At 56.6% G+C, this 24819-nt stretch carries 19 protein-coding genes; 17 read left to right on the top strand and 2 right to left on the bottom strand.

Features of this window, described 5'->3' with window-relative positions:
* Positions 1 to 60: 60 nt before the first annotated feature.
* Positions 61 to 318, bottom strand: coding sequence for a FaeA/PapI family transcriptional regulator (locus KGP16_RS00615; RefSeq protein WP_021181614.1), 258 nt, complete (start codon positions 316 to 318; stop codon positions 61 to 63).
* A 775-nt stretch (positions 319 to 1093) separates the two neighbouring features.
* On the opposite strand from KGP16_RS00615, the gene KGP16_RS00610 reads away from it, so the two are divergent.
* The 7 genes from KGP16_RS00610 to KGP16_RS00580 all read left to right on the top strand — a co-directional run bounded on the left by KGP16_RS00610 (position 1094) and on the right by KGP16_RS00580 (position 8155).
* Positions 1094 to 1642 carry a fimbrial protein gene (locus KGP16_RS00610; protein WP_021807355.1) on the top strand — a complete coding sequence of 183 codons (549 nt, stop codon included), beginning with the start codon at positions 1094 to 1096 and terminating at the stop codon, positions 1640 to 1642.
* 44 nt (positions 1643 to 1686) lie between these two features.
* Positions 1687 to 2412 (top strand): molecular chaperone, encoded by a 726-nt coding sequence (locus tag KGP16_RS00605; protein ID WP_094982571.1) that lies wholly within the window; start codon positions 1687 to 1689, stop codon positions 2410 to 2412.
* Positions 2387 to 2947, top strand: a complete 561-nt coding sequence (locus tag KGP16_RS00600; protein ID WP_172413975.1) for a fimbrial protein — start codon at positions 2387 to 2389, stop codon at positions 2945 to 2947. The genes KGP16_RS00605 and KGP16_RS00600 overlap by 26 nt, the downstream gene beginning before the upstream one ends.
* Before the next feature lie 7 nt (positions 2948 to 2954).
* Positions 2955 to 3674: a molecular chaperone gene (locus tag KGP16_RS00595; RefSeq protein WP_059199169.1), complete on the top strand. Its 720-nt coding sequence runs from the start codon at positions 2955 to 2957 to the stop codon at positions 3672 to 3674.
* On the top strand, positions 3671 to 4405 hold the full coding sequence (locus tag KGP16_RS00590) for a molecular chaperone (protein WP_021807351.1): 735 nt from the start codon (positions 3671 to 3673) through the stop codon (positions 4403 to 4405). The genes KGP16_RS00595 and KGP16_RS00590 overlap by 4 nt, the downstream gene beginning before the upstream one ends.
* Before the next feature lie 61 nt (positions 4406 to 4466).
* Entirely contained in the window at positions 4467 to 7052 is a 2586-nt protein-coding gene (locus tag KGP16_RS00585; RefSeq protein ID WP_223500636.1) for a fimbria/pilus outer membrane usher protein, read from the top strand.
* Complete coding sequence (locus KGP16_RS00580; RefSeq protein ID WP_223500635.1) at positions 7049 to 8155, top strand: hypothetical protein; 1107 nt, start codon at positions 7049 to 7051, stop codon at positions 8153 to 8155. Before KGP16_RS00585 ends, KGP16_RS00580 begins: the two co-directional genes overlap by 4 nt.
* Before the next feature lie 106 nt (positions 8156 to 8261).
* Here the strand turns inward: KGP16_RS00580 and KGP16_RS00575 are convergent, their stop codons facing one another.
* On the bottom strand, positions 8262 to 9299 hold the full coding sequence (locus KGP16_RS00575; protein ID WP_094982567.1) for a virulence RhuM family protein: 1038 nt from the start codon (positions 9297 to 9299) through the stop codon (positions 8262 to 8264).
* 268 nt (positions 9300 to 9567) lie between these two features.
* Between KGP16_RS00575 and KGP16_RS00570 the strand changes: the two genes are divergently transcribed.
* The 10 genes from KGP16_RS00570 (at position 9568) to KGP16_RS00525 (ending at position 24123) form a co-directional block, all read left to right on the top strand.
* Positions 9568 to 9831, top strand: coding sequence for a PAAR domain-containing protein (locus KGP16_RS00570; RefSeq protein WP_037376478.1), 264 nt, complete (start codon positions 9568 to 9570; stop codon positions 9829 to 9831).
* 90 nt (positions 9832 to 9921) lie between these two features.
* A complete protein-coding gene (tssC, locus tag KGP16_RS00565; RefSeq protein WP_223500633.1) occupies positions 9922 to 11382 on the top strand; it encodes a type VI secretion system contractile sheath large subunit in 1461 nt (486 codons plus the stop codon).
* Positions 11383 to 11406: 24 nt separating this feature from the next.
* On the top strand, positions 11407 to 13149 hold the full coding sequence (gene tssF / locus KGP16_RS00560) for a type VI secretion system baseplate subunit TssF (RefSeq protein ID WP_223500631.1): 1743 nt from the start codon (positions 11407 to 11409) through the stop codon (positions 13147 to 13149).
* Positions 13146 to 14174, top strand: a complete 1029-nt coding sequence (tssG, locus tag KGP16_RS00555; protein WP_223500629.1) for a type VI secretion system baseplate subunit TssG — start codon at positions 13146 to 13148, stop codon at positions 14172 to 14174. The genes tssF (KGP16_RS00560) and tssG overlap by 4 nt, the downstream gene beginning before the upstream one ends.
* Positions 14175 to 14192: 18 nt before the next feature.
* Complete coding sequence (gene tssF / locus KGP16_RS00550; protein WP_209529077.1) at positions 14193 to 15938, top strand: type VI secretion system baseplate subunit TssF; 1746 nt, start codon at positions 14193 to 14195, stop codon at positions 15936 to 15938.
* 20 nt (positions 15939 to 15958) lie between these two features.
* Positions 15959 to 17941, top strand: a complete 1983-nt coding sequence (gene tssI / locus KGP16_RS00545) for a type VI secretion system tip protein TssI/VgrG (RefSeq protein ID WP_223500627.1) — start codon at positions 15959 to 15961, stop codon at positions 17939 to 17941.
* A 30-nt stretch (positions 17942 to 17971) separates the two neighbouring features.
* Positions 17972 to 18688: a DUF4123 domain-containing protein gene (locus KGP16_RS00540; protein WP_223500625.1), complete on the top strand. Its 717-nt coding sequence runs from the start codon at positions 17972 to 17974 to the stop codon at positions 18686 to 18688.
* Entirely contained in the window at positions 18688 to 19821 is a 1134-nt protein-coding gene (locus KGP16_RS00535; RefSeq protein WP_223500623.1) for a hypothetical protein, read from the top strand. Before KGP16_RS00540 ends, KGP16_RS00535 begins: the two co-directional genes overlap by 1 nt.
* Positions 19822 to 19834: 13 nt before the next feature.
* Positions 19835 to 23743: an RHS repeat-associated core domain-containing protein gene (locus KGP16_RS00530; RefSeq protein WP_223500621.1), complete on the top strand. Its 3909-nt coding sequence runs from the start codon at positions 19835 to 19837 to the stop codon at positions 23741 to 23743.
* Positions 23740 to 24123 (top strand): hypothetical protein, encoded by a 384-nt coding sequence (locus tag KGP16_RS00525; RefSeq protein WP_223500619.1) that lies wholly within the window; start codon positions 23740 to 23742, stop codon positions 24121 to 24123. The genes KGP16_RS00530 and KGP16_RS00525 overlap by 4 nt, the downstream gene beginning before the upstream one ends.
* Positions 24124 to 24819 lie beyond the last annotated feature (696 nt).

The raw sequence follows: 24819 nt of genomic DNA, 5'->3' as shown, positions 1-24819 counted from the left end.
CCTGATTTTTTTAAATGACACCGTTGATTAGGTGATACATCATTGGGATAAATCCCCACCTCAGGTAGGTGTTGCAATACACCAGCGTAGGCTCTTTTGGTCTGGTACCGATGAGACATGCGCCTTCTTTTTCTTCACCAGTTTCATCAGGTAGTAGCGGGACACATAAATGTTGGTATCACAGTAGTCGGCAATATCCCGGGTCTTGGGCCATTTATCTTGCGGGGGCAATGTGCCCAGAGGGCAATCAACACGGCTCAACACCTGCAGCGCCGTCAGAACCTTGTCGCAGGCTGCATTATGTTTTTTATATTTCATGAGGTTAAACCTTTTCTCTTACGAGCTTTAGTGATGCGTCAGCCCGCGCTACAGGCCAAAGCCCACCGATCAAAACGGCAAACGGCATGCAGGTCCCGTCTGCTTGGCTTTCTGAGCGTATTTAATACCACATCGGAGTAAAGTATTTATAAACGTTACAATAACGAGTTTTAAATCTGCCTAAATTAAATTTGCGATATAACATATCGGAAACATAATGATACATACGATAATAACTCGCAATTTGACCATAAAAACCATCTGCCAAGGCATTTATTGCGAAATTGCTTTTCCTATCAAAAAACACTTTTCAAAAATAAGGTTGGCCGTAATAATTCCGGCCTAAATCGATGGGTAGGAAAAATCTTAAGAACATAGGCAATAAATCGCGAGATTAATCTTAATAAAAAATGAAATATCTGGCTTTCGATTTAGGAAATCATTGGATCAGGAAAGCCCTCCATTTCCAGCTCAGTCAAACTGTGTCTCCAGTGATGGGAAGACAGCCGCACACTAAAACTTAACAAGTCTTTCATGCTTGATGGATAGCCAACCGCTCTCAATCCATTAGGCACAGAGCCTTGGCATAAAAACGCATGAAAATAGCATCAGGATGCCTTACTCACGTCTAAAAAAATTGACGGCATCAGGAGTGATGATTTTATTGAAGATACTTTGTCTGTTCGGACTGTTCAGATAAATGATGGCTCGTGGCTAATAATCAGCTACGAAATGATTGTATTCACCTTTTTAATACGTAAATAAGGAATTCATTATGCGTAAGTCTATTTTTACTCTGGCTCCGGTGGTTGCGACTCTGTTGGCAGGATCTGGCGTGGCTCAGGCCGCATCTAACGCCCAGATGACCATTACCGCCAACGTTGTAGCGGCGACCTGTGACGTTTCTCTCTCCAACCCTAGCCTGGACCTGGGTAACTATTCCAAGTCCGCCTTCACCGCAGTAGCCACCCCGGTTGCCAGCAGTATAAAAACCTTCACCGTGGGTCTGAACAACTGTGAAACCCCGGCAGCAGCAGGTGATACAGCAAGCCTGATCGTCACCGGCCAGACACTAGGGGGCAACCAGAACATCTTTAACAGCACCGGCACCAATACCGGCGTTATGTTAAGTGAAGTGACCTCACCAACCACCTACATTAGCGCCGGCCAGAAATTATTGGTAGCCAAAGCAGGTGAGACTCCGGAAGCAGCCGATTTCAACACGAAATCCTTGAGCCTGCAGGCTGGTTTAGCCTCTACGTCTCTCACGCCAGATATCGGTATGGTTAGCGCGCCGATCCTGTTCAGCTTTGCCTACAACTGATGTGTTCTAGCGGGCCGATGGCCCGCCTTTTCAGGATCCGCAATATGACGCGCTTTATCTCCCTGTTTTCGCTGCTAGTGGCCCTGCTGGGTACGCCGTTGGCAGGCTGGTCCGCCGGGTTTGGCATTAATGCCACACGCCTGATTTACCCTGAAGGGGCTAGCAGTATCAACGTCGCGGTACGCAACACCCTTAACCACGAACCGTATCTGGTGCAAACGGCTGTCAGCGGTAAACAGGATGCACAGACCACGGCCCCGTTCACAGTAACGCCGCCGCTGTTCCGTCTGGAACCGCAAAGCACCAATCAGTTACGTATCGCCTTTACCGGCCAGCCGCTACCCGGCGATCGGGAGTCGGTGTTTTATTTGCATGCCACCGCTATTCCAACCAGTACGCAAATGGATCCGACTCAGCAGCGTAATGACGTGCAGGCCCAGCTGCGCTTCGGCGTGGGCAACATTATCAAGCTGTTCTACCGGCCTGCGAGCCTGAGCGGTTCCTCTGCCGCCGCCCAAAAAGAGTTGCAGTTCTCCCGCGTGGCTGGGGGGCTGAAGGTGACCAATCCCTCTCCCTATTTTGTCAGCCTGGCCGGCTTGACGGTGAATGGGCAACAACTGGCTTTGGACACGCCGGCTGCACTCATGATCCCCCCTTTCGGCAACCATATCTGGCCGGTTAAAACACCGTTGGCAACCGGCAAGCGGGTGCAGTGGCAGACCATTAATGATACCGGAGGCACCGATGCGTTCAGCGCAACGCTACCTTAAGGCCGTGCTGGCTGTCGTGCTGGCAGGTGGTGGAGCGGTATCCGCCCCGGTGCAGGCCGTAACGCTGGATTTCTCAGCCGTGCTGACCAATGGCACCTGCACGCTCAGCCTGGATAAAAGCACTCTGCCTTTGGGTGTCATCGCTAAATCACAGCTGCGCCCAAACCAGCTGGTTGCTCCACAGCCCTTTACCCTCTCCGTGCAGGACTGCACCGGTTCAGCGGGCGGCAGCCTTAAACCTGTCGTGACTATCGCTGGCACTGGCACCACCCAAGACGGTAAATGGCTGTTTCGCAATGCCGGATCGGCGGCGAATACCGGGATTTTGGTGATCCAGAGTGCCACCGTGCCGGATTACAGCCAGCCCGAAGTCAAAAACAACAGCTTGCTGTCACTGGCTAATCCCGGACAGATACCGGTCAACCAGGCGTTCACCTTTTATGCCGGTGCCAGTTGTGGCGGCAGCACCGGGTGTGCCACGGTTGCGACCGGTGACGTGACGGCCACGCTGATGTTTACGTTTCTCTATCAGTGAGGGCCCGATGACACAGCAATTTCATCAGGTGCTATCAAGCCTGCTGCTCACTTTCAGCCTGTCTGCACAGGCCGGGAGCGGCGGCATCAGCCTGGGGCAGACACGCGTTATTTTTTCTGCCGCGGATAAAGCGCAAACCCTCACCGTCAGCAATAGCGGGCAACAGGCTTATCTGGTCCAAGCCCGAGTACAGAACGGCCTGGACGATACGACCCCCGCGCCGTTTATCGTTACGCCACCGCTGTTCTCGCTGCAAGGCGATAGCCGCCAACTGCTACGACTATTGCCGCAGGACGCCACGCTGCCCTCCGACCAGGAATCGCTGTTTTATCTCTCTATCTCGGCCATTCCTGCACAGGCTGAACCCGTAACGGCGGCCGATCGGCTGTCAGTTGGGGTACGTTTCGTGCTCAAGCTGTTTTATCGCCCGCAAGGTTTGGCGTTACCTGCGGACAACACCCCGTGCCTGCTGACGTTCAAGCGTGAAGCGCACGGCGTGCGGGCCATTAATCCCACCGGCTATTTTCAGACCCTGGGGATGCTGGCCGTTGACGGGCATACCGTGGCATTAGTTCAGCAACCGGCGATGGTGCCTCCGCACAGCAGTATCATCCTGGCCGTTGACGGGCCGGTGAATAAGGTGGCCTGGCAGACGCTCACCGACTATGGCGGACTCTCCAAGTCCTGCCAGCAGACAGGCTCAGCCTCCACGGAGACCACACCATGAAATACCCGATTTATCTTCTGATGGGCCTATGCCTGTTGGTCAACAAAATGGGCCTGGCACAGGCTCAGGACAACGCCTCGCCGGGGATTTCTTTTTACGTGCTGCGGGTGATTTACCCGGAGGGCGAAAAGCAGGGCGTAACGCTGACCGCCTACAACAAAAGCCCGGCACCGTACCTGATGCAGTCATGGATCCGCCCGGTCGATCCGGCCACCGGAGACGTCGATCTGAGCTGGCATGGCACCCCAGTGATGCCGTTTATTGTCACGCCGCCGCTGGCTCGCCTGGAAGCGAACGGTGAACTGGCGCTGCGAATCCGGCGCAACGATATGCCGCTGCCTAACGACCGTGAATCGGTGTTTTTTATCTCCATGAAGGCGCTGCCCACTCAGCAACCCGACGGTAAGCAGATGGTGATGACGGTCGTGAGCAATATCAAACTGTTTTACCGCCCGGCGGGATTAGTGAAACGCGCTGTGGCAGACATGGCCCCGAAGCTGACCTTCAGCCGGGCAGGCGACCAATTGACAGCCACCAACCCGACCCCCTACTGGCTCACCTTCTCCCGCCTGTCGGTGGGGAATATGGCGTTGGACAAACCGGCTCTGCGCCTGATGGTGCCCCCTTTCGGCAAGCAGTCTTACACCCTGCCCGCCACCGCGAGCGGGAAAGTCAGCTGGCAGCTGATTGATGAAGATGGCTGGGATACCCCGGTTGCCCAACAGGACTGACGATTTCTCCCTTCCTGGCTCGTTACGGGGAGCCACGTTCTTTCAGACGGATAGGATAATAATGAAAATTCACCCTCTTGCGCTTTCCCCACTCCTGGTGGGCAGCGCATTGATTGCAGGCACGTCTCCAGCCTGGGGCCGCGACTACTTTGACCCGGCGCTGTTGTCGCTGGGTGGTGGCCTGGAAGCCGTCACCGACCTGAGTGCGTTTGAAAGCGCCGGACAGACCCCGCCGGGGACTTATCTGGTGACGGTGTTGGTCAACCGCAGCGAGCGTGGCCAATACCGCGTCGTATTCACCCCAGGTGACAAGGGCCAGGTCAGCCCGGAATTGACTCCGGCCTTCCTGGCGGAGATGGGGATCAATACCCCCGCATTGCCCGCTTTTGGCGGATTGCCGGTCGACAAGCCAGTCCGTGACCTGGCCACCCTGATCCCTGATGCCCGAGTGCACTTTGATTTTCAGCAACAGCGCCTGGAACTCAGCATTCCCCAGGTGGCGATGAAGCCAGACGCCAGCAGCGTGGTTAACCCTGCGCTATGGGACCAGGGCATGACTGCGTTTTTACTCAACTATACCCTCAACGGCGGGCGCAGCCGCCAGGACGGACAGTGGGGCCAATCCAACAGCGAACAGACCAACCTGTTCCTGGGGCTGCACAGCGGATTAAACTGGCAGGCCTGGCGCCTGCGCAGTGACATGACCTACACCTACAATAACAGCCGCAGTGGCTATGCCGACAGACAAAGCAATCAGCAAACCCGTTTCTCAAATACCTATCTGCAACGCGATATCCAGGCCTGGCGTTCGGATGTGCTGGCTGGGGAAAACAACACCGGCAATGACGTTTTCGACAGCATTCCGTTTCGTGGGGTGAAATTGAGCTCCAGCGAAGACATGCTGCCGCTCAGCCTGCGGGGATTTGCCCCGGTGATCAGCGGCATTGCACAGAGCAACGCCCGGGTGACCGTCAGCCAGAACGGTAACGTGGTGTACCAGGCGTATGTCGCCCCGGGGCCGTTTCGGATTAATGACCTGTACCAGACCGGACAAGGGGGAGACCTGACGGTCACGGTGACCGAAGCGGATGGCAGCGTACGTACCTGGACCCAGGCCTTCTCGGCTCTGCCGGTGATGCAACGTCCGGGTGGGTTGAAGTACGAACTGACCGCTGGGCGCTACAACGGCGGCATCACCACCGGCTCCAGAGAGGCCCATTTTGCGTTGGGCACCCTGATTTACGGGCTGCCCCATGACATCACGTTGTACGGCGGCGGGCTGATAGCGGAGAAATACGCCTCGGCGGTGGCGGGCAGCGGGATTTCGCTGGGGGATTTCGGCGCCATGTCGGCGGACGTGACCCTCTCATCGGCCCGCATGTATGAAGAAAGACAGAGCGGCCAGTCATACCGGGTACGTTATGCCAAAAGCCTGCTCAGCACGGGCACCTCGGTGGACCTGACGGCTTATCGTTACTCCACCCGACACTATTACAACTTTGCCGACTTCAACAACAGCGGTTATCAGCTCAGTGAAGGCCAGGTGCCCTGGGCACTGGCCCGACAGCGTTCGGATTTCCAGGTGCGGGTAACCCAGCAACTGGGGGATTTTGGATCGCTGTACCTGTCGGGTGCGCGCAGTGATTACTGGGGCGATGAGCAGGTGAACAATACCCTGTCGGCAGGTTACAACGGCAGTTGGCACGGCGTGAGCTATGGCCTGGCCTACAGCGTTGACCGGATAAAATCCGACGGGGATTGGCCGCAGAACCGCCAGTTGGCGTTCAATATGCAGGTACCCTTCAGCCTGTTCAGCGCGCAACCCGCCCTCAACCGCAGCTACGCCAGTTATCAGATGACGCACGACAGTGAAGGTCGTGTACGGCAACAAGTGGGGGTGAGCGGCTCGGCGGCGGAAGACCGCCTGTCCTACAGCCTGATGCAGGGGTGGAGTAACAACAATCAGAGTGGCAACGGGGGTAGCACCAGCAACCTGAATCTGGGTTGGCAGGGGAGCCAGGGCATGGTCAGCGCCGGGTACAGCCACAGCAGCCGCTATAACTCGCTGAATGTGAGTGGTAACGGGGGTCTGGTGGTACACCCCAACGGGGTGACGCTAAGCCAGCAACTGGGCACCTCGGTGGCCGTGGTCCGCGCACCGGGCGCTGCCGGGGTGAGTGTGATGAACGGCGGAGTCCGTACCGACAGTCGCGGTTATGCGGTAGTGCCGTACCTGTCGCCTTACCAAAACAACACGGTGAGCCTGAACCCGTCGACGCTGCCGGAAGATGTCGACCTGCCGCAGAGCAGCACCAATGTCTATCCCACCAAAGGGGCGGTGGTAGCAGCCACGTTTACGCCACGCACCGGCTATCAGGCGCTGATAACCCTGACCCAGGCTGGCATGCCGGTACCCTTCGGCACGCTGGTGACACTGGCCGGGGAAGGAGCGGAGATCAACAGCGGCATCGTGGGTGATGCCGGCCAGGTCTACCTGAGCGGGTTGCCGGAACAGGGAAAATTGCGCGCGGCGTGGGGCCGTGGGACTGCACAGCAGTGCCTAGCCCACTTCAGCCTGAGCAAGGCAGCAGTATCAGCAAATAATCCGGTGCGCATGCTGAATGTGCAATGTGAGGAAGGACAGTGATTAAACAACGATTAATAAAGACCGCATCATGCGGTATCGCCAGCATGGCGTTAATGATGCCCCTTGCGGCCCCCGTTCTGGCGGAAACCATCACCATCGGCAAGGGCACGGGGATCCTATGGGAGGGCATGCCGTTTAACGCGACATTAAGTGGCCCTCTCGATCATCCGAAACTTGATCCCATATACGGACTCTTGTCAGTCTCCAAGTCAATGACCCGGTGTATGGCCTCAAATGAATTGAAAAGCATTGGTGGCTATTTGGCCTTCCCGCTGACCGGGGTACCTGGAGTCGGATTGATGCCTCGGGCCTCGGGTAGCGCCACTTATACCCTAAGTAACAATTCACAGGGGAAGTTGACTGGCACCATTGGCCAGCCAGAAACCAGAGGCTCCTCAACGTCACAAGGGAATATTACCTCACCGCCAGACTATACATGGTGCCTGCCCCCTGCCATGTCGTCGAATGATACATTTTACTCAAGTTCCGGTACTCGTACGGCGACGCTCTCAGGCACCTGGGTACTGGTGGCAGACGGCAGCCAAAAAGCTGGAGAGGGTTCAGTTCCCCCCATGTATTTTGGTAGCTTTTCCGCCACTACCTCAGGGGATAGAAGGACCTCTATACTGCCCACCAATATTTCCCTGCGCATCTCCACGCTGGAATGTAGTGTGAATACCCCGACGGCCATTAACTTCGGATCGGTCATTCGCAATACCCAGGCCAATGCAGAACTGGCGGTGAAGCCCGTGCAACTGGTTGCCACCTGCGGGCAGCCTACTGACCAGATAAATGCCAATATCAATCTGCAGTTCCGCGCCATCAGCGGCCTGTACGACAGTACCGCTTCGAGGCTGGCATTAAACCAGAAGGGAGGCTATATCACCGGGGAAATTGATAACGGGGTGACCGGCAGTGGCGACTGCAAGGCCACAACCGGCTTGCGCTTTGATAACTCCCTCATAAAACTGGGCAGTATCACCAGTGCAGAAAGCAGCAAAACCTTGACCAATCAGCTCACCTGGCGACTGTGCTCGGGAGGCAGTAACGTGCCAATCGGTGCGGTCACTGCCTCTACAGAAATGCTGGTGACGTTTAACTGAGCCGCATTTGGCGCTGCTGACGGTTGGGTGATTATCCAACCGTCCAGCGGTTTGGGGTTAACAAGGTCGAACATTCAAATTTTGCAAAATTCCAGGGCATTCAAGACTACTTTTTAGCGTCGGTTTTCAACTGCAGCAAACCGGCAATATCCTTTTCCCCTTCGGCCTCTTTTAAACGGCGCTGCTGCTCGGCAAACTGGACATATTCGGCCTGTGCTTTTTCATCTGCCTCTTTCTTGCTGACACTACCTGCGCCCTGTAACACATCGCGGTCGTTAAATTGCAGGAACTGATCCAGCTTATCCTGCCAGTCACGCAAGAACACCTGCTGGCGACGCCGGGCCTGGTCTTCGGCAAAATCCAACCACATGTTGACCACGCGGTTGAGCTCGCCAACTTCGTCCTGATTGAGGTAGTTTTTCGCCACCGTCACATCGCTTTTACGCACCTCTTCACCTTTATAGCTGCTCAACCCCATATGAGGCTGGCTGGCATCGGCACGCTGATGGATGAGTTCTGCAGCGGTATGGCCGGTACAGGCAAAATGCAGCTTGTTCTGGATGGTTTGAAAAAACTGCGTGGTCTCTTTGAGTGAGGGCTGGTAGTCGGCGGCTAGCGCAAAGATCTCCCGCACCCGCAAATAAACTCGGCGCTCGCTGGCGCGGATATCGCGGATGCGTTCCAGCATCTCGTCGAAATAGTCAGGTACAGCCGATGTTCCAACAGGCGGATTTTTTAGCCGCTCATCGTCCATCACGAAGCCTTTGATCAGGTATTCCTGGAGGGTTTGGGTGGCCCACTGACGGAATTGGGTGCCTCGGGCTGAACGGACGCGGTAGCCAACGGCGAGTATGGCCTCAAGGTTGTAGTGTTCGATCTCCCTGGAGACCTGGCGAGTACCCTCCTGACGAACTATCCGGAATTTCCGGATGGTTGCATTTTGCTCAAGCTCGCCTTCTTTGTAGATATTAATAAGGTGTTCATTGATGGTTCGAACATCTTTATCATACAGCTCGGCCATCGACGCTTGGGATAGCCAGAGGGTTTCCGCTTCAAACCGACATTCAACCCGGGTACTCCCATCTGCACTTTTAAACAGCAGAAATTCCCCGACAGGAGCCAGAGGTAAATGTTCATTTGTCATGCAGCCTCCGTTTTTATCTGACTGACACTACGGCCATTCGCTTAGTATGCCAGATATACAGATGGAGGCTCATTACGCGAATGGCGTTTATTTTGCGGGCAGTCACGCAGAAACAAATAAACGCTTCATCAATGCCCCCAGATTGATGCTAAAAGATCCCCTTTATTCCTATGCTGCTCACAGATTCATTACTCACCGTTATATTTCAACTTTTTTCCATTCTAAACATCCTGTAATCTGATAAGAAAATACTAACTATGGTGGGCGTATGGCAGGGAAAGCCGTGATTTTACAAGGCGACAAAACCTCTCATGGTGGGGTCGTGTTACAGGGATCGTCAATGATGCAGTTCTGCGGAACAAACGTAGCGCTGGTAGGGCATTTGGTGTCCTGCCCGCAATGCAAAGGGGTCTTTCCGATTGTCAGTGGTGCAGAAACCGCGCTGGTCGGCGGGGTGCCAGTGGCGCTGGAAGGCATGAAAACCGCCTGCGGGGCCGCTCTGATTGCTTCACAACATGAATGTAATGCCTGACGGCAACGTCGTTCAGCGCTAATCACTCCGCCAGAACCGGCAGAGTCGCAAAATAATGGACAAGACGCTTTACCAGGGAGCAAGGATGCCGTGGCTACGTTAGATACGCTACAGACCGATTCAGACATTTTCCCACCGCGCACCTCACTTGCCGCCGGGCTGCTTGCGACGCTGAACGGCAGTGAATTTGCGGTGAGCCACGCGGACATCGCATTGTTGCTGCGCGCCCTGCCGGAACAAGGTCGTGGCGTCACTCTCAATATTCTGCTGATTGATCGCCTGCTGCGGGAACTTGATCGGCGCCTGAGTGCCCAGATGGATGCGATCCTGCATGCTCCGGCGTTTCAGCGCCTGGAATCAACCTGGCGCGGGCTGGCCCTGCTGGTCGATAACATCCCGTTTCACGAGAACATTCAGCTGACGCTCCTCCATGCCACTCAGGAAGAGCTGCTGGCGGATTTCGAATTCTCCCCAGACATTACCTCCTCGGGCTATTACCAGCATGTCTATTCGGCAGGCTACGGCCAGTTTGGTGGAGTGCCGGTAGCGGCGGTGATTGGCTGCTATGATTTCACCCCCGGTGCCGCCGATATCAAACTGCTGCACTACCTCAGCGTGGTCAGCGCCATGGCGCATGCGCCGTTTCTGTCGGCGGCAGACGCCACCTTCTTCGGCGTTGATTCATTAGCCGACCTGCCCGCCATTCTTGATTTGGATGCGGTCATGGCTGCACCGACACATATCCGCTGGCAGGCACTCAGAGCTACTCCGGATGCCCGCTATTTGGGGCTGACCGTGTGCCGTTTTTTGCAGCGTGAGCCTTATACCCCGGCGTCACAGCAGGTCCGGCAATTTGTCTATCAGGAACAGATTGCCACACATCAGCACCTGCTGTGGGGCAACAGCGCCTTTTTACTGGCGCTCTGCCTGGCGGGCAGCTTTGCCCGTTATCGCTGGTGCCCGAATATTATCGGGGCGGAGAGCGGCGGAGCGTTCCGTAACCTGCCCGCTCGCTACTATGCGGCGCTTGGGCGTTGGCAAGAAAAGATCCCAACCGAGACGCTGCTGTCGGACCAGTGGCAGTACCGCTTGTCGATGGCCGGGTTTATTCCGCTTGGGGTGCGCAAGCAAGGGCAGGACGTGGTGTTTTATTCGGCCAACTCAATCCAGTCGCCGCAATATACCGACCTCACGCCTGAAGGGATGAACGCCCGGGTCAATGACCAGTTGGGGGCGCAACTGCCTTACCTGTTTATCATCACCCGGCTGGCGCACACCATCAAAGTGCTGCAGCGTGAGCGGCTGGGTAGCTGGCGCAATCGGGGCGACCTGCAGCATCAGCTCAACAACTGGTTAAAACGCTTTGTCTCCGATCAGGAGAACCCACCAGCCAGCGTACGCAGCCGCCGCCCGTTACGCGCTGCACGCATTGAGGTGCAGGAAGTCGCGAATGATCCCGGCTGGTATCTGACACAGCTGCATGTGCAGCCGCATTTCAAACACATGGGCTCCAACTTCGTCCTCGCCTTGACCGGGCGTCTGGATAAATAACCTCCAAGACAGGATGTCTTCAGCATGAACCGGGATAAACATCGGCAATTCCCTCCAGCCCGTCGGCGCAAAGCGCTACATCAGGCTGCCGAGGTGCTGCAACAAACACATGCCCCGCTGGTTTCCTTCCTGACAGCACCCAACCACGACCCCGATGTGGAGCGGCAATTGGAGGGCATGGCCTGGATGACCGGGCAGTTAGAGGGGCAGTTGGCAGACCAGCTACCGAACCTCACCCACCATATGCTGGCCCTGCTGTGGCCCTATTTTCTGCGGCCCACCCCCAGCATGACCGTGCTGGAATGGCAGCAGGATTACCTGTCGGATCCCGCGCAGGCTTGCCCCCAGATTGCCAAGGGGGCCACGGTGGTCAGTATCCCGCTGCCGGTGACAACCGGTAAGGAAACGCTACGTTGCCATTTCCGCACCTGCCGTGATACCCGGCTGTGGCCGTTACAGATGCAGGCGGTAAGCCGCGAGCAACGGCACGGCCATGACAGCCTGTGTCTGCAACTGGTCACCACGGCGGATCGGCCCCTGGATCTCACTACCCTGAACGGCCTGCGGCTGTATCTGGGGGAAGACCTGCACACCGGGCAACAGCTGCATTTATGGCTGAGTGAATACCTGAGCCACGCCACGCTGGAAGTGGGGGGAAAGACGTGGCCGCTGCCTGAGCTGGCGCTCACCCCGGTCGGTTTCAACGACGAAGAGGCCCTGCTGCCCTGGCCACAGAATGCCGATCCCGGCTATCGCCTGTTGCAGGAGCACGCCTGCTTCCCCAACGCCTTTTTATTTATGGACGTGACGGGCTTCCCTAGCCTGCCTCCGCTATCAGCCTCTCACGGCTTTACCCTGCGGTTCACCTTCTCCCGGCCTTTGCCGTCTGCCCTGGTTATCAACCGCCAGACGGTGCGCCTGCATTGCACGCCTGCCATCAACCTGTTTAGCCATTACGCTGACGGAGTCAGCCTCGATGGTACGCAGTCAGAACTGCCGTTATTCCCCAGCGTGCGCCATCCTGAGGATTACGATGTTTTCTCGGTAGATGAAGTGACCGGCGTATCAGCCCTGAGTGATACCCCCCGCCGCTATGCGCCGTTTGAACGCTTCAGCCAGCAACAAGACGCGGGGTATTACCACGTGCGGGTCACATCGTCACCCGTGGGGGGCTTGAACCATCACCTGGCGTTGATCCGCCACGGTGAAAACCTGGACAACCTACCGCCGGAGTCGGTGTCCGTACGGCTCACCTGCAGCCACCGCCGCTTGCCGTTGCACCTGAAAGTAGGAGAACTCCGCCAACCGGCCACCGGCTGCCCGCCGGGGGTGCGCGTACACAATATCACCCGCCCGTCGGTCCCCCTTAGCCCAAGGTTAGATGCCACCTTGCAGGCGGCCCTGCTGCGCAACCTCTCATTGAACAGCCGCTCACTGCTGACGCTGACAGCGCTGCGGCAGGTGCTGAGCGCCTGCGATCTACCTGCCTGGCACAGTGAACTGGCGGCAGGGGTCTCCCGGCGGCGCAGGGCGGGGTTACTCAGCCTGACCGTGCGCCCGGCTGAACGTCATATCGACGGTGTGCCGATCGATGGCCTGGCCTCGGTGCTTACGGTGCGGCTCCAAGGGGCGTTTGACTCGGAAGGCGAGCTCTATCTGTATGGCCGGGTACTGGCACGGTTCCTGGCCCAGCGTGCCAGCGTCAACCATTTCCATACCCTCACCGTGGTTAACCAAGATAATCAGGAGTCTTACCGCTTTCTATGATCCCCAGTGCAGAGCAGGAGCAGCAGCTCCAGGTTATCGCCGATAACGTTAGCCAGTATGACTTCTACCGCCTGGTGGAAGGGCTGAACCGGCTGGCGGGCATCGATCCGGCCCGCACGCTCGGCCTGCCGCCCAACCGGGAAGCGTTGCGCTTTACCGCCGCTGCCGGGTTGGGCTTTGCCGCCAGCGATGTGGTGGCGTTGCAACATGAGCCAGGTGGGCCGCTGCGCCTGGAGGTGAGTTTTCTGGGCCTGCAAGGCAGCCAGTCGCCCTTGCCCTATTACTACCTGGACGACATTGCCGGGAGCACGGCGCAGGGAGAAACACGGCTCAACGATTTTTTGGCGGTGTTCAACCATCGGCCCCTGTCGTTGGCGCACCAGATTTGGCGCAAATACCGCTATGAGATCACCTTTAAACCGGGGGGCCGCGATGCCACCTCGGGGCGTATTTTTGCCCTGATAGGCCTGGGCCACCCGCAGACGCGAGAGCAGTTGGGTATCAACGCCGAAGCCATGCTGGCCTACGCCGGTCTGCTGGCCTCACCGGGCCGCTCGCCGGAGGTGATCGCCCGCCTGGTCGGTCACTTCTTTTCACTCCCCGACGTGACGGTGCAGTCTTGTATGCCCCACGTCATGACGTTGAGTGACGAGCAGCAAAATCGCCTGGGGCAAGTCACCGCCGTACGCGGGCAACGCCATCAACCCCGTTCGCTGCTAGGGGGCAACTTTGTGATCGGTAGCCGGATGCGCGATCGCAGCGTCAAATTTCAACTGTCGATCAATGAGCTCTCGCAGGAACAGTACCTGTCATTTTTGCCTGACGGTAAGCAGCATCGCCTGCTGGTCAATTTTGTCGAGTACATCCTGCGCGAACCGCTGGTCTGGGATCTGCGCCTGACGCTGGCACGGCATCAAGCCGGGGGGCTGAAGCTCGGCGACACACAGCGGACCCAGTTGGGGTGGACCACCTTTGTGGGGCAACCCGAAGCGAAACCCTACACCCTGTTGCCTGTGCGCAGGTAGCCAACGTCAAGGATTGATATGAACTTTACCGATCATCTCAGAGAGGAACATGCCTACCTGCGTGCGCTGGCGGACAAGGTGGGGCAGGAAAAACCCGCACTGGCCGCGCAACTGGGCCGCCATGCGGGCGATCCGGATGTGGAGTGCCTGATCCAGGGGGCGGCAATGCTGAATGCCGGGCTGCGCCAACGCCTGGAGGACGGCTTCCCCGAGGTCACGCAGGGGCATCTTGAGCGTACCTGGCCCTTCCCCTTGCGGCCTATTCCGGCCTGTGGCGTGGTGAACGTCAGCGCCAAAGCCAGCACGCTGGATGCGCCGTTAACCTTGCCCGCCGGAGAATCGCTCTCCTTGTTGTCCGATGGACGTACGCAGGTGTTCCAGACCTGCCATGCCTTGACGCTGCAGCCGCTGGCCCTGATTGACCGGCAGTTGCTGGTCACCAACTCCCACAGCGAGATCCGCCTGACGTTTCAGTACCAGGGGCCGGGTGACACCTGGCCAACCCAGCCGCTGTCGCTGTTTCTGGGCGATGATCCACAGGTGGCGGCGACGCTGACCCTGTGGTGTGAACAGCATCAGGACCGGCCCGTGCTACAGGTGGAAGGACGACAATGGGTGTTGGAGACGGTGTTATCTTCCCCACGGCCAACTGCGGATAACCGCATTCTGCCCCACGAGGGGGAAACCACCTGGGCGCTGCAGAGCCTGGCCGAATACCTGTACCTGCCCCATGTGAATGATTTCCTGACGCTGGATTTTGGCCCGATGCACTCAGGGCTGACGTTGGGGAAAAGCCGCACCTTTACCGTCATCCTCACGTTCAACGGGGAGATCCCGCTCACCCAGGCCCAACTGGCGTCGGCCTTTATGCTGCACTGCGTCCCGGTGATCAGCCTGGCGGCACAAAAAAGCGCCCCCATACGGCTGCTACCCGGGCAGAGCGTTTACCCGCTACCGTATGCCGACGATCGCTGGGTGTATGCCATCACCGGCGTCAGCATGCTGGAAGAGCCGGATACCCTGCGGCGGGGCCGACGGGTGCACTTCCAGCCCGACAGCGAACTGACGCCGGAATCGCGTTATGCACCCGACGCCGCGTTGGCACTGTTTTACACCGTCCGGGTCAGCGGTGATGTCCTGGGGCGGATGCAGCATGAACTGGTGCTGTGCAACAGTGCCGGGGAGCCGCTGACCGAGCCCCCTTGCCGGGCCGTGGTCTGCGATTTGCTCACCACCTCGGCGCAATCTCCCACGTTACCGCTTGGCTCCCCTTTCCTACTCGGCATGGCGGTGACCGACACCTTGGACGTCACTACCGTCACCAGATTTTCGACCCCGTACCCGGCGGTGGTGGACAGCCATCACCATTGGCGGCTGATGGCCTGCCTGTCGTTCAGCCCCGCGCTCCTCAACCACCGGGAAACGGTGCAGCGGGCGATCGACGATTTCTGCCTGCACGCCCGGCATAACCTGCCGCAGGTCCGACACATCCGCCGGGCGGTGGAGGGCATCACCGCCGTCAAGACCGAACCGGTGAATACCCTGATGGGGGAACGGCTGCGGCGCGGTTTGCAGATGACCCTGACGCTCGACGATCAGGCGTTCGACAGCCCCGGCGAAGCCTACACCTTTGCGGCGGCGCTGAGCGTCTTCTTTACCCATTGCCTGACCACCAACAGCTTCCTGCTGCTGGATGTGATAACCGAACCTTCACAGCGGCGCTGGGCATTGCCCCTGGCGCGCGGCCAACGAGCCATGATGTGAGACACCACAAGGAGTGAACGATGGACAGCGGATTATTTTTCAGCAGCCAACTCGGTGAACTGCCTCCGGACACCTTTGACGTGGCCGGTTTTACCCTGGAAGAAGGGTTGTCGACCCTGTTTACCTTGACGGTAAACCTGGTCAGCACCCGGTCAGACATCGAACTGGAAGCACAGTTGCTGCAGCCGGGGGCATTGACCGTCACCGTCAGTGGCAAGGAACAGCGCACGATCCCAGGGCTGATCGCCAGCCTGACTCAGGGAGAAAGCGGTTTTCGCCGCACCTACTATCAGGCGGTGATCCGCCCGGATGTCTGGGTACTTAGCCTGAAACAGGACAGCCGGATCTTCCATTTCCTATCGGTGCCGGACATCGTCAATCAGGTATTGGATGAACACCGCATCCCTTACCAGAGCCATATCCAGCAGACCTATCCACCGCGTGAGTACGTGACCCAGAAGCGTGAAAGCGACCTGGACTTCATCCTGCGGCTGATGGCCGAGGTGGGGATCAGCTTCTGGTTTGAAGATAACGAGCTGGTTTATGGCGATTCGCACCTGAGCATGACGGAAGGTATCCCGCTGACCTTCAACCCGCATATCCAGTCGCCAACCCAGGGCGACATCGCCCATCGGCTGACCCTGGGGGCGTTCATGCAGTCACGGGAAAGCGTGCTCAAGGACCGCGAACACCGGCGGCCCGACCATCCTCTGCAGTTTAAGCAGAGCGACCCTGCATTGGGTGGTGAAACCACCCAATACTCGGTATTTGAAAGCTATGGCCGTTATCAGGATGACCAGACCGGGCCGCAGCTCAGCACCGTGCGGCTGGAGGCCATGCAAGCGGGCACACAACAGGGCGCAGCAGAAACCAACAGCATCCGGCTGATGCCGGGCACGATTTTTACCTTGCAGGGCCACCCGGTGCAGGCGCGTAACGATCGCTGGCAGGTGATCACCGTCAGCCACCGTGGGGAGCAGCCTGCCGCGCTGGAAGAAGAGAGTAACGGCAGCGGCACTACCTTCACCAACTCACTGGCCTTTGCGCCGGGCAATATCGACTGGCGGCCAAGCTACCGTTACAAGCCGCTGGCCGACGGGGACGAGGTGGCCACGATCGTCGGGCCAAAGGGCGAGGAGCTGTACGTCAACGAACTGGGCTGGGTGCGGGTGCATTTCCACTGGAACCGTTACGACCCGGCGGATGAAAAAGCCTCCTGCTGGGTACCGGTCTCCAACCAGTGGGCGGGGGACGGTTTTGGCTCGGTGACGCTGCCAAGGATTGGCCAGGAAGTGCTGATCAGCTACCTGAACGGCGATATCGATCGCCCGGTGGTGAGCGGGCGCTACTACAACGGCCTGAACAAACCGCCCTACCCGCTGCCCGCCAACAAGACCAAATCTGTCTGGCGCACCAAATCACACAAGGCCGAGGGCTTTAACGAACTGTCGTTTGAGGATGAGGCGGGCAGCGAGGAGATTTACCTGCATGCCCAGAAAGACCTCAAAGCCCTGGTCAATAACGATGCGCACTGGGACATTCGCGCCAACCAGTGCAGCAAGATTGGCGGTAACAGCCTGAGCGAAATCGAGGGCAACCGGGAAAGCCGCATCAAGGGCGAACTCACCCTCCACACCAGCGGAAAAAAGTCCGAACTGGCCGATGGCGAATCCCATTTGCAGGTTGGCAGCGCCTATGTGGTGAAGGCTGGGCAGGAAGTATCGGTTGAAGCCGGGGCCAAAATCACCCTCTCGGCGGGCAGTGAGCTGACGCTCAAGGCCGGGGGCAGCTTTATCAAACTGGCACCAGGGGCCATTTTCACATCGTCATCGTTGCAGGTGGGTAGCGGTTCTGCAGGGAGTGGACAGGGCGTCAATCTGAAGATGCCAGGTGTGGTGCCGTTGTTGGCCGCCCCAACCTTGATTCAGCAGGGTGTGCTCAGCAGTGACGCCCCCTACTGTGAAGAGTGTGAGAAATGTAAAGAGGAAGGGTGCGCAATTTAATTGGCCGCTCATCGTCAAGGAGGAATAAAGATGCAACAGACCGTACAGGACTGGGCAAGAAACACATCGGGAACGCCGTTGTACGCCGTCTTGGCCAATACCAACGGTGCGCAAGGTATCAAGGCCTATTACCGGGAGGATGGAAGCCGCACGCCGTACGGGCTTTATGCCAATACGCCGTATGCCAACTGGTTCGAGGTGATGCCGGTGCTGGTGCCGCTCACTGACGGCAGCCCGTTTCTGCGCTGGGTGGCAGAAACGCCCCTGCGCAACTGGGGCTGGTTGGCACGTTCACCGTTGCCGCAGGTTGCCATTACGGACCATCTTCGTGGTCTGACCCAGGTGATCATGCCTGGGGGTAAAGCGGTGTTTTTCCGCTACTGGGATGGGCGTTTTCTGCCAGCACACCTGCGTTATATGGGAGAGCACTGGATAGATGTTCTGCCGGTGTTCTCGGATTACTGGATAAACGGCGAGGTGCTTACCTGCCCGGTAGATCCCACGGCGCAAGCCCAGGTCAGCCCCTGGTGGCAGGTGCCGCAACGTCTGATTGACCAACTTCTGAAAACGGATCCTGGGCCGGTGATTGCCCAGGCATTACAGCAATTGCAGGTAACCCGTGCCGATCTCTATGGGCGTTTTTCCCCTGCCTTACTGGAGATGAAGATCCGACATTTACTGGTGCAAAGCCATGGGCAGCGTGAAGGGCTGATGGCTCGCATCGTCACCACATTGGAGAGTGAGTGATGAGTTATTATGGGTATGGCAACAACTCGACGACGTATACCAGCAGCGCATACGGGAATTACAACAAACGGGTGACGATCCCTTCTGCCCCCATCGACCCTGAGAGGCTTTTCCAGAAGACGCTGAACAATTTTAAATCCTGCCTGACGCGTTACCACGATACGACAGAGTTTCCGCTATTGGGCAGCTTGCTGTTGATGGATCAAGAGGTGAAGGTCGGGGACTTTGTCATTACCACCAAGCGGATAGACGATGAAAAGCTTAACGGCGTCATGCAGTGCACCCTTAATCAACCCATTACCCTGACGCACGCCTTTGAAGCCAAGGGGTATATCCCAATCGCGGGTTCGCCCTTCAAGATCATCAAACGTAAGAAAAAGACCCCGGAGCAATTTCGGCAGATAGCCTACATGAGTGTCAATCAGGCGTACGGACCTTACTACAACAACATGGCGTCCTCAGACTTTGAGGACATCACGGTGCTGGATGGCCTGGCCTTCGATGACAACGGGATGGCCACCATCAATCTGCCCGAGTGCGACGATGCGTATACCTATCACGTTGTCGTCAACGCCCAGGCCAGCAGTGAAAGTAACCTCCAGCGGCTGGATGAATCCTACAGCGAGCTGATCGTCAAGTGTACCAACCTGCTGGAAACCCAGTGGAAAACACACCAGCAGGCAGCCTGGAAGGATTTTACAGACAGAGGCGCTCAGGTGGACTTTACCCAGGCGTTCAAAGCGTTTTTTGCCGGGTTACGCGACAAAATCCTCGAACTGTACGAGACAGCCAAAAAGATCGTGCAATGGGTCACCAGCGAGAACCTGGACGCCATGCTGGCTTATATCGGCAAAAAGGGGGTGGATAAAATGAAAGAGCTGTATGACACCGGCAAAAAAGAGATTGCCGATACGTTGGTGATCCTCTCCGATGAGATGCTGATGTTTATCTGTGCCCACGCCCTGTACAGCTACTTTTGCCTGCTGACACCGCAACAGATCGCCGATTTTGCCGGGGGAGCGGCAGGCGAATTGGTCATGATGCTGTTGCTTTACATCGTGCTACCCGGTGCCGTAGCCAAATTAGCCCTAGATGGGTTGGATAGCTTAGCCGGTATTAGCCCGGCCCGATAATCAAGGAGAGTCAATGAAACCGTTATTTCGTGCCAATGCCGGTGCAGGGAAAGCGATCATGGGGGGGATAAAAGAAATCATTTCCCTGATCAATGAACACGTCCCCCATTATTTGGCCAAGAACCCTATTCGGGCAGGGGCTGTTCCGTTAAATATCAAAAAAACCGCGAATATCGACTCCGCTGGCTTGGGCAAGAGCCTGGAAAATCAGAGTAGTCTACCCACTGGGTCCAATAACCTGCATGAAACCAGGTTTGAATCGCCGGTCATCCAAGCTAACAGCAGCGGTCAAAATCCGCAGGGCAAGGCGACGCCAAGAAGCGAGCACACTGATAAGGACGGCGATCCGGTTTCGTTGTGCACCGGCGAAGAACTGTTGACGATCAGCGAAGGCAGCCTGCCGGGGCTGCTGCCCTTCACCTGGCAGCGTTTTTACCGCACCAGCGCCTGTGAGTTGGATCTGGGTTTGGGGTACGGCTGGAGCCATAGCCTTTCCCACCGCCTGCATTTTACCGACGACACCATTGTCTGGCATAACGATGAAAACCAGCGGACCCCCTTCCCCTATCCGAATGCCGAACACCCAATCCTGACCAATGTGCTCGGGGGCGCGGTGCTGGCCCTCGGTAGCCACGAGAACGAATACAGCCTCACCTTTGGCGGTGGCGCTGGGGTGTATACCTTTGTGCGTGAGGGAGAATGGGGGCGGTTGACCGCCCTCAGCGACAAATATCACAACCGTCTGCAACTGGAATACGATCGCCAGCAGCGCCTGATCCACCTACAGCATGTGCAGGGCCGGTTGTTGTTCCAGTACACGGATGATGACTCGGCGCACATCGCGCAGGTCCATTTGCAGGCACTGATCCGTGAAGAGGCCTATCGTGATGCGGTCTGGGTGACGCAGCAAGTGCTGGCACATTACACCTACAACGCGGCCGGGCAACTGGCCAGCGCCCTGAACGCCTGTGGGGAGCAAGAGCACTACCAGTACAACGAGGCCCATGTCATCACACAGCGCCAGTTGGCGGGCGGCGCCTGTTTTAACTGGGCCTGGGAAGGCGTGGGGCCAGCATCACGCTGTATCCGTCAGTATGGCAATTTCGCCCAGTTAGATACCCGTTACCTGTGGGACGATAACCAGCGGCAGGTGACGCTAAGGCGCTGCGACGGCAGCCAGGAGATCTATCAATACGACGGCCAGGCCCGGCTGATTTTCCGGCGGGCAGCGAACGGTGCAGAAACCCGCCATACGTACAACGAAGAGGGGCTACGCGTCAGCACCACCGATGCGTTGGGCCAGCAGACCCGTTATTTTTATGACGACGCGGGTAACCTGGTGCTCGAACTGAGCCCGGATGGCAGCATGACGCGCTATACCTATCTGGACGGTCAGCTCAAGCGGGTGGCCAAGGGTAGTGGCCGCCTGGAGCAAGTGTGGCTCAATAGCATTAATGAACATGGGGATATCTACGCGGCGCGCTCACCCGGGGAACAGGTGACCGAGTACGACTATTTCCCGAACGGGCAGATGCGCGCCGTTACCCATCCTGACGGGGTGACACAAACGTATCGTTGGGATAACGTAGGGCGTTTACTGGAGAGTACCACCAGTGGCGGTAGCGTGCGCCGTTACCGTTATACCCCCCTTGGCACCCAGCCGATCGCCGTCACCGATGAAGCAGGTAATACCACCCATTTTGTCTGGGATGCGTTGGAACGGTTGCTGGAGCAGACCACGCCGGACGGCCGCACCCAGCGATACCGTTACAATGCCTATGGCAAGGTGACCGAATCGCGCGATCCGGCCGGTTTGGTTACCCGCTACGAGTACGCAGCCCCCCTGCATCTGCTGACGCGCAAGATCCTGCCAGATGGCAGTACGCTGGAGTATCGTTACGACAACACGCACCTGCAGGTCAGTGAGATCCTCAACCCGAAAGGGGAAAGTTACCGCCTGGCTTACACGGCGACGGGGCTGCTGAGTGAAGAGATCGGGTTTGACGGGGTTAAAACCGCGTATGCGTACGATCTGAACGACAGGCTGATTGAAAAGCGAGAATACGGTAATCAGCCAGATGCGGAGCCGCTGGTCACAACCTACCAGCGAGACTGGCAGGGAAAACTGCTGCGTAAGACCCTGCCGGATGGGCAGGTAGAGCAGTACGACTATGATGCCCTGGGGCGGTTAATTGCCGTCAATGACGGGCAGATGCCGCTGGCCTGGGAATACGACATCGCCAATCGCCTGGTGGCAGAGCACCAAGGGTGGGCAACGCAACGTTATCAGTACGATCCACATAGCGGGTTGCTGAAAGGCAGCCGACTGCCGGACGGCCAACAACTGGGCTACCACTATCAGCATGGCCGGGTACAGGGGATCACGCTAAACGAACAGCCGCTGCTGGCGTTCAACCACGACAACGCCGGGCGCGAGCAGGAGCGGCGGCAGGGCAACGGGCTGGTCAACCGCTACCAGTACGATAGTCTGGGGCGTATGGTGGAACACCGCTTGCAGGGGCCCGGCGAGATGGGGCTACAGCCACTGTGGGAGCAGCATTACCGTTACCAGGCACAGGGTGAACTAGCGAGCATTACGGGCAATGCCCCACGGGAATACGGCTATGATGCGCGGGGGCAGTTGCTGAGCGCCCAATTCCCTAGCAGCCACACGGCGATAGATCGGCACAGCGTGGCAGGGGAAAACTTCCTGTACGACGGGGCCGGTAACCGGGTCAGTGAACATGGCGAGCGGGACAGCGCCCCTGGCAACCGGCTGGCGTTTTTTGGTGACAGGCACTTCGAGTACGATCTCTTTGGTAACCTGACGGTAGAGCGACGCGGCAAGGCCCACAAATTGGTGACCACCTTTGCCTATGACTGTCGGCACCGGCTGATAAAGCGGACCGATCCACACGGGCAAGTAACCACTTACACCTATGATGCGTTTAACCGCCGGACCAGTAAAACCGTAGAGGGCCAGACCACGGAATACCTGTGGCAGGGCAATAAGCTGATTGCGGAAACGGACAATCAACAGCACTGGCAGACGTTCTTGTATGAGCCGGGCAGCCACCGACCGATGGCGACGATAGTAGGCTCATCACGGGTGAACAGCCCGAAGGTCAGGACCTATTGGTACCAGAATGACCACCTTGGCACGCCGCACAGCCTGACGGACAGCCAGGGCAACACCGTATGGCGGGGGCAGTACAGCGCCTATGGGCAGTTGACGGAGGAATGGACACCGCCGGATACTCGGGATGAACACCCACAACCGAAGGTGAACAACCCACTGCGTTTTCAGGGGCAGTACGAAGATGCGGAAAGCGGACTGTATTACAACCTGAACCGGTATTATGATCCGGGGATTGGGCGGTATCTGACGGCGGATCCGATAGGACTTAGAGCTGGGCTAAATAATTATCACTATGTCGATAGTAACCCGATATCGTACATTGACCCATTAGGGCTTGATGTCATTAACACCAAAACATCAACAAAGCCAGAACCTATTGGTTCAGCAAATGGACAGTTTAGTTGGGATAAATATGATGATATCCCTGTGCTACCAGAGGCGGAGGTTGGTACTTATAACTATCGCGGTGTACATCGAGGACATCCTGATGCTGATAATAATTTTAATGGGCGGATTGAGCCTGGTGATATAAATTCTGGTATTACTCCGGAACTTCATAACGAAGGAAATGTTTCTGGTATTAGTCCATATACTTCTTGGACGCGAGACCCTGCTATAGCTCGTTTCTATGCTCAGACTGATGGTATAATTTTGAGAGTTAAAGCTGAAGCTCCAAAGGGTAACGAAAAATGGTCATGGGAGTTTTCTGATGATAAGTATTTTGAACAAGAAGTTCTTATGCAAGGGATTCGTGATAGCGGCATTGAGGTATTTAAACCATGATAACTATTGATTACTTGATAAGCAGGCTCGGATTTTTTGATAATAAAAAATTGTCTAAAGAGACAATTGATTTACTTTCGACCTCGATAAAATTGATCGAGGTCGAATATGATAAAAGCATAGCCATTAATGAATTTAAAATACACAAGAAATACCTTGACAAGGCTGGCGTTAAATACTTTGGAATTAATGAGCTAATAGATATGCTGATGAGGATTTCAGATGAGAAAATATTAATTATAAATTGCCACAATGAAAATCATGTATTAAAAGTTTTTATGGATCTAAATCATAATGTTATTGGTGTGGTTGGCTTTGAAAAGCGTAAAAGAACTCCAGAAGAGATTGAAAGGGAAATGCATAATTTAAGAAGAAAGTAGATTTTGTGCTATACCTAAAATACCATCATCATCAATGGATGATTTTTTGGCGACTGGAAATATTGGTGGTGATAAAATGAGTAAGGGGAGGTAGTTAACTATGTTACATGGACTAACCAAAGACGACCATGGTGTCATTGGGTTTGTTATTGGAAAGGTTCAGCTTCTCAAAAAAAATTTGTGCGGTATAGCATTAAAACGTGGTAAAGATCTGGGAGAGGAATGTCCCCCTAAGCTGCATTGCAAGCATTAGAAAAACATCCTGAGATTGAGCAGCGTTTCAGGGATACTTTCCCGTTCATTAATTTTTAAATTACCTCCCCCCTGTACTTATTAATTCTAACATGGGGGGCTTGGGGCTGAGTTTTACGGGGAATGACAGAGGGAAGGCAAACAGGCCCGCACGGCCCGCCACTGGAGCAACCTGCCGAACCTTGAGTAGCGTTTTCTGTAAGATAACCAACCCGAAACCGGCACCGTGGTCCACCAGGACGGTTTCACGGGAGACCTAGCAACATGACATCCGATTCCGCCGCTTCATCAAAAAGGTCGCCCCGGAAGGCGCGTTCCACCGCAACGATTTGCGGCTAGACCTGATACTGTATCCGAACACACCGATTTGCTTCCTGCTAGTTTCGGCTGGAACCCGGAAATGTGTCAGGCGCTTGTGCGCCACCTCAATACCAACAACAAATT

The sequence above is a fragment of the Serratia sp. JSRIV006 genome, assembly GCF_019968685.1.
GTDB lineage: Bacteria > Pseudomonadota > Gammaproteobacteria > Enterobacterales > Enterobacteriaceae > Chania > Chania fonticola_B.
Note: the sequence above shows the minus strand (reverse complement) of the source record. Positions and strands in the feature narration are given on the sequence as shown.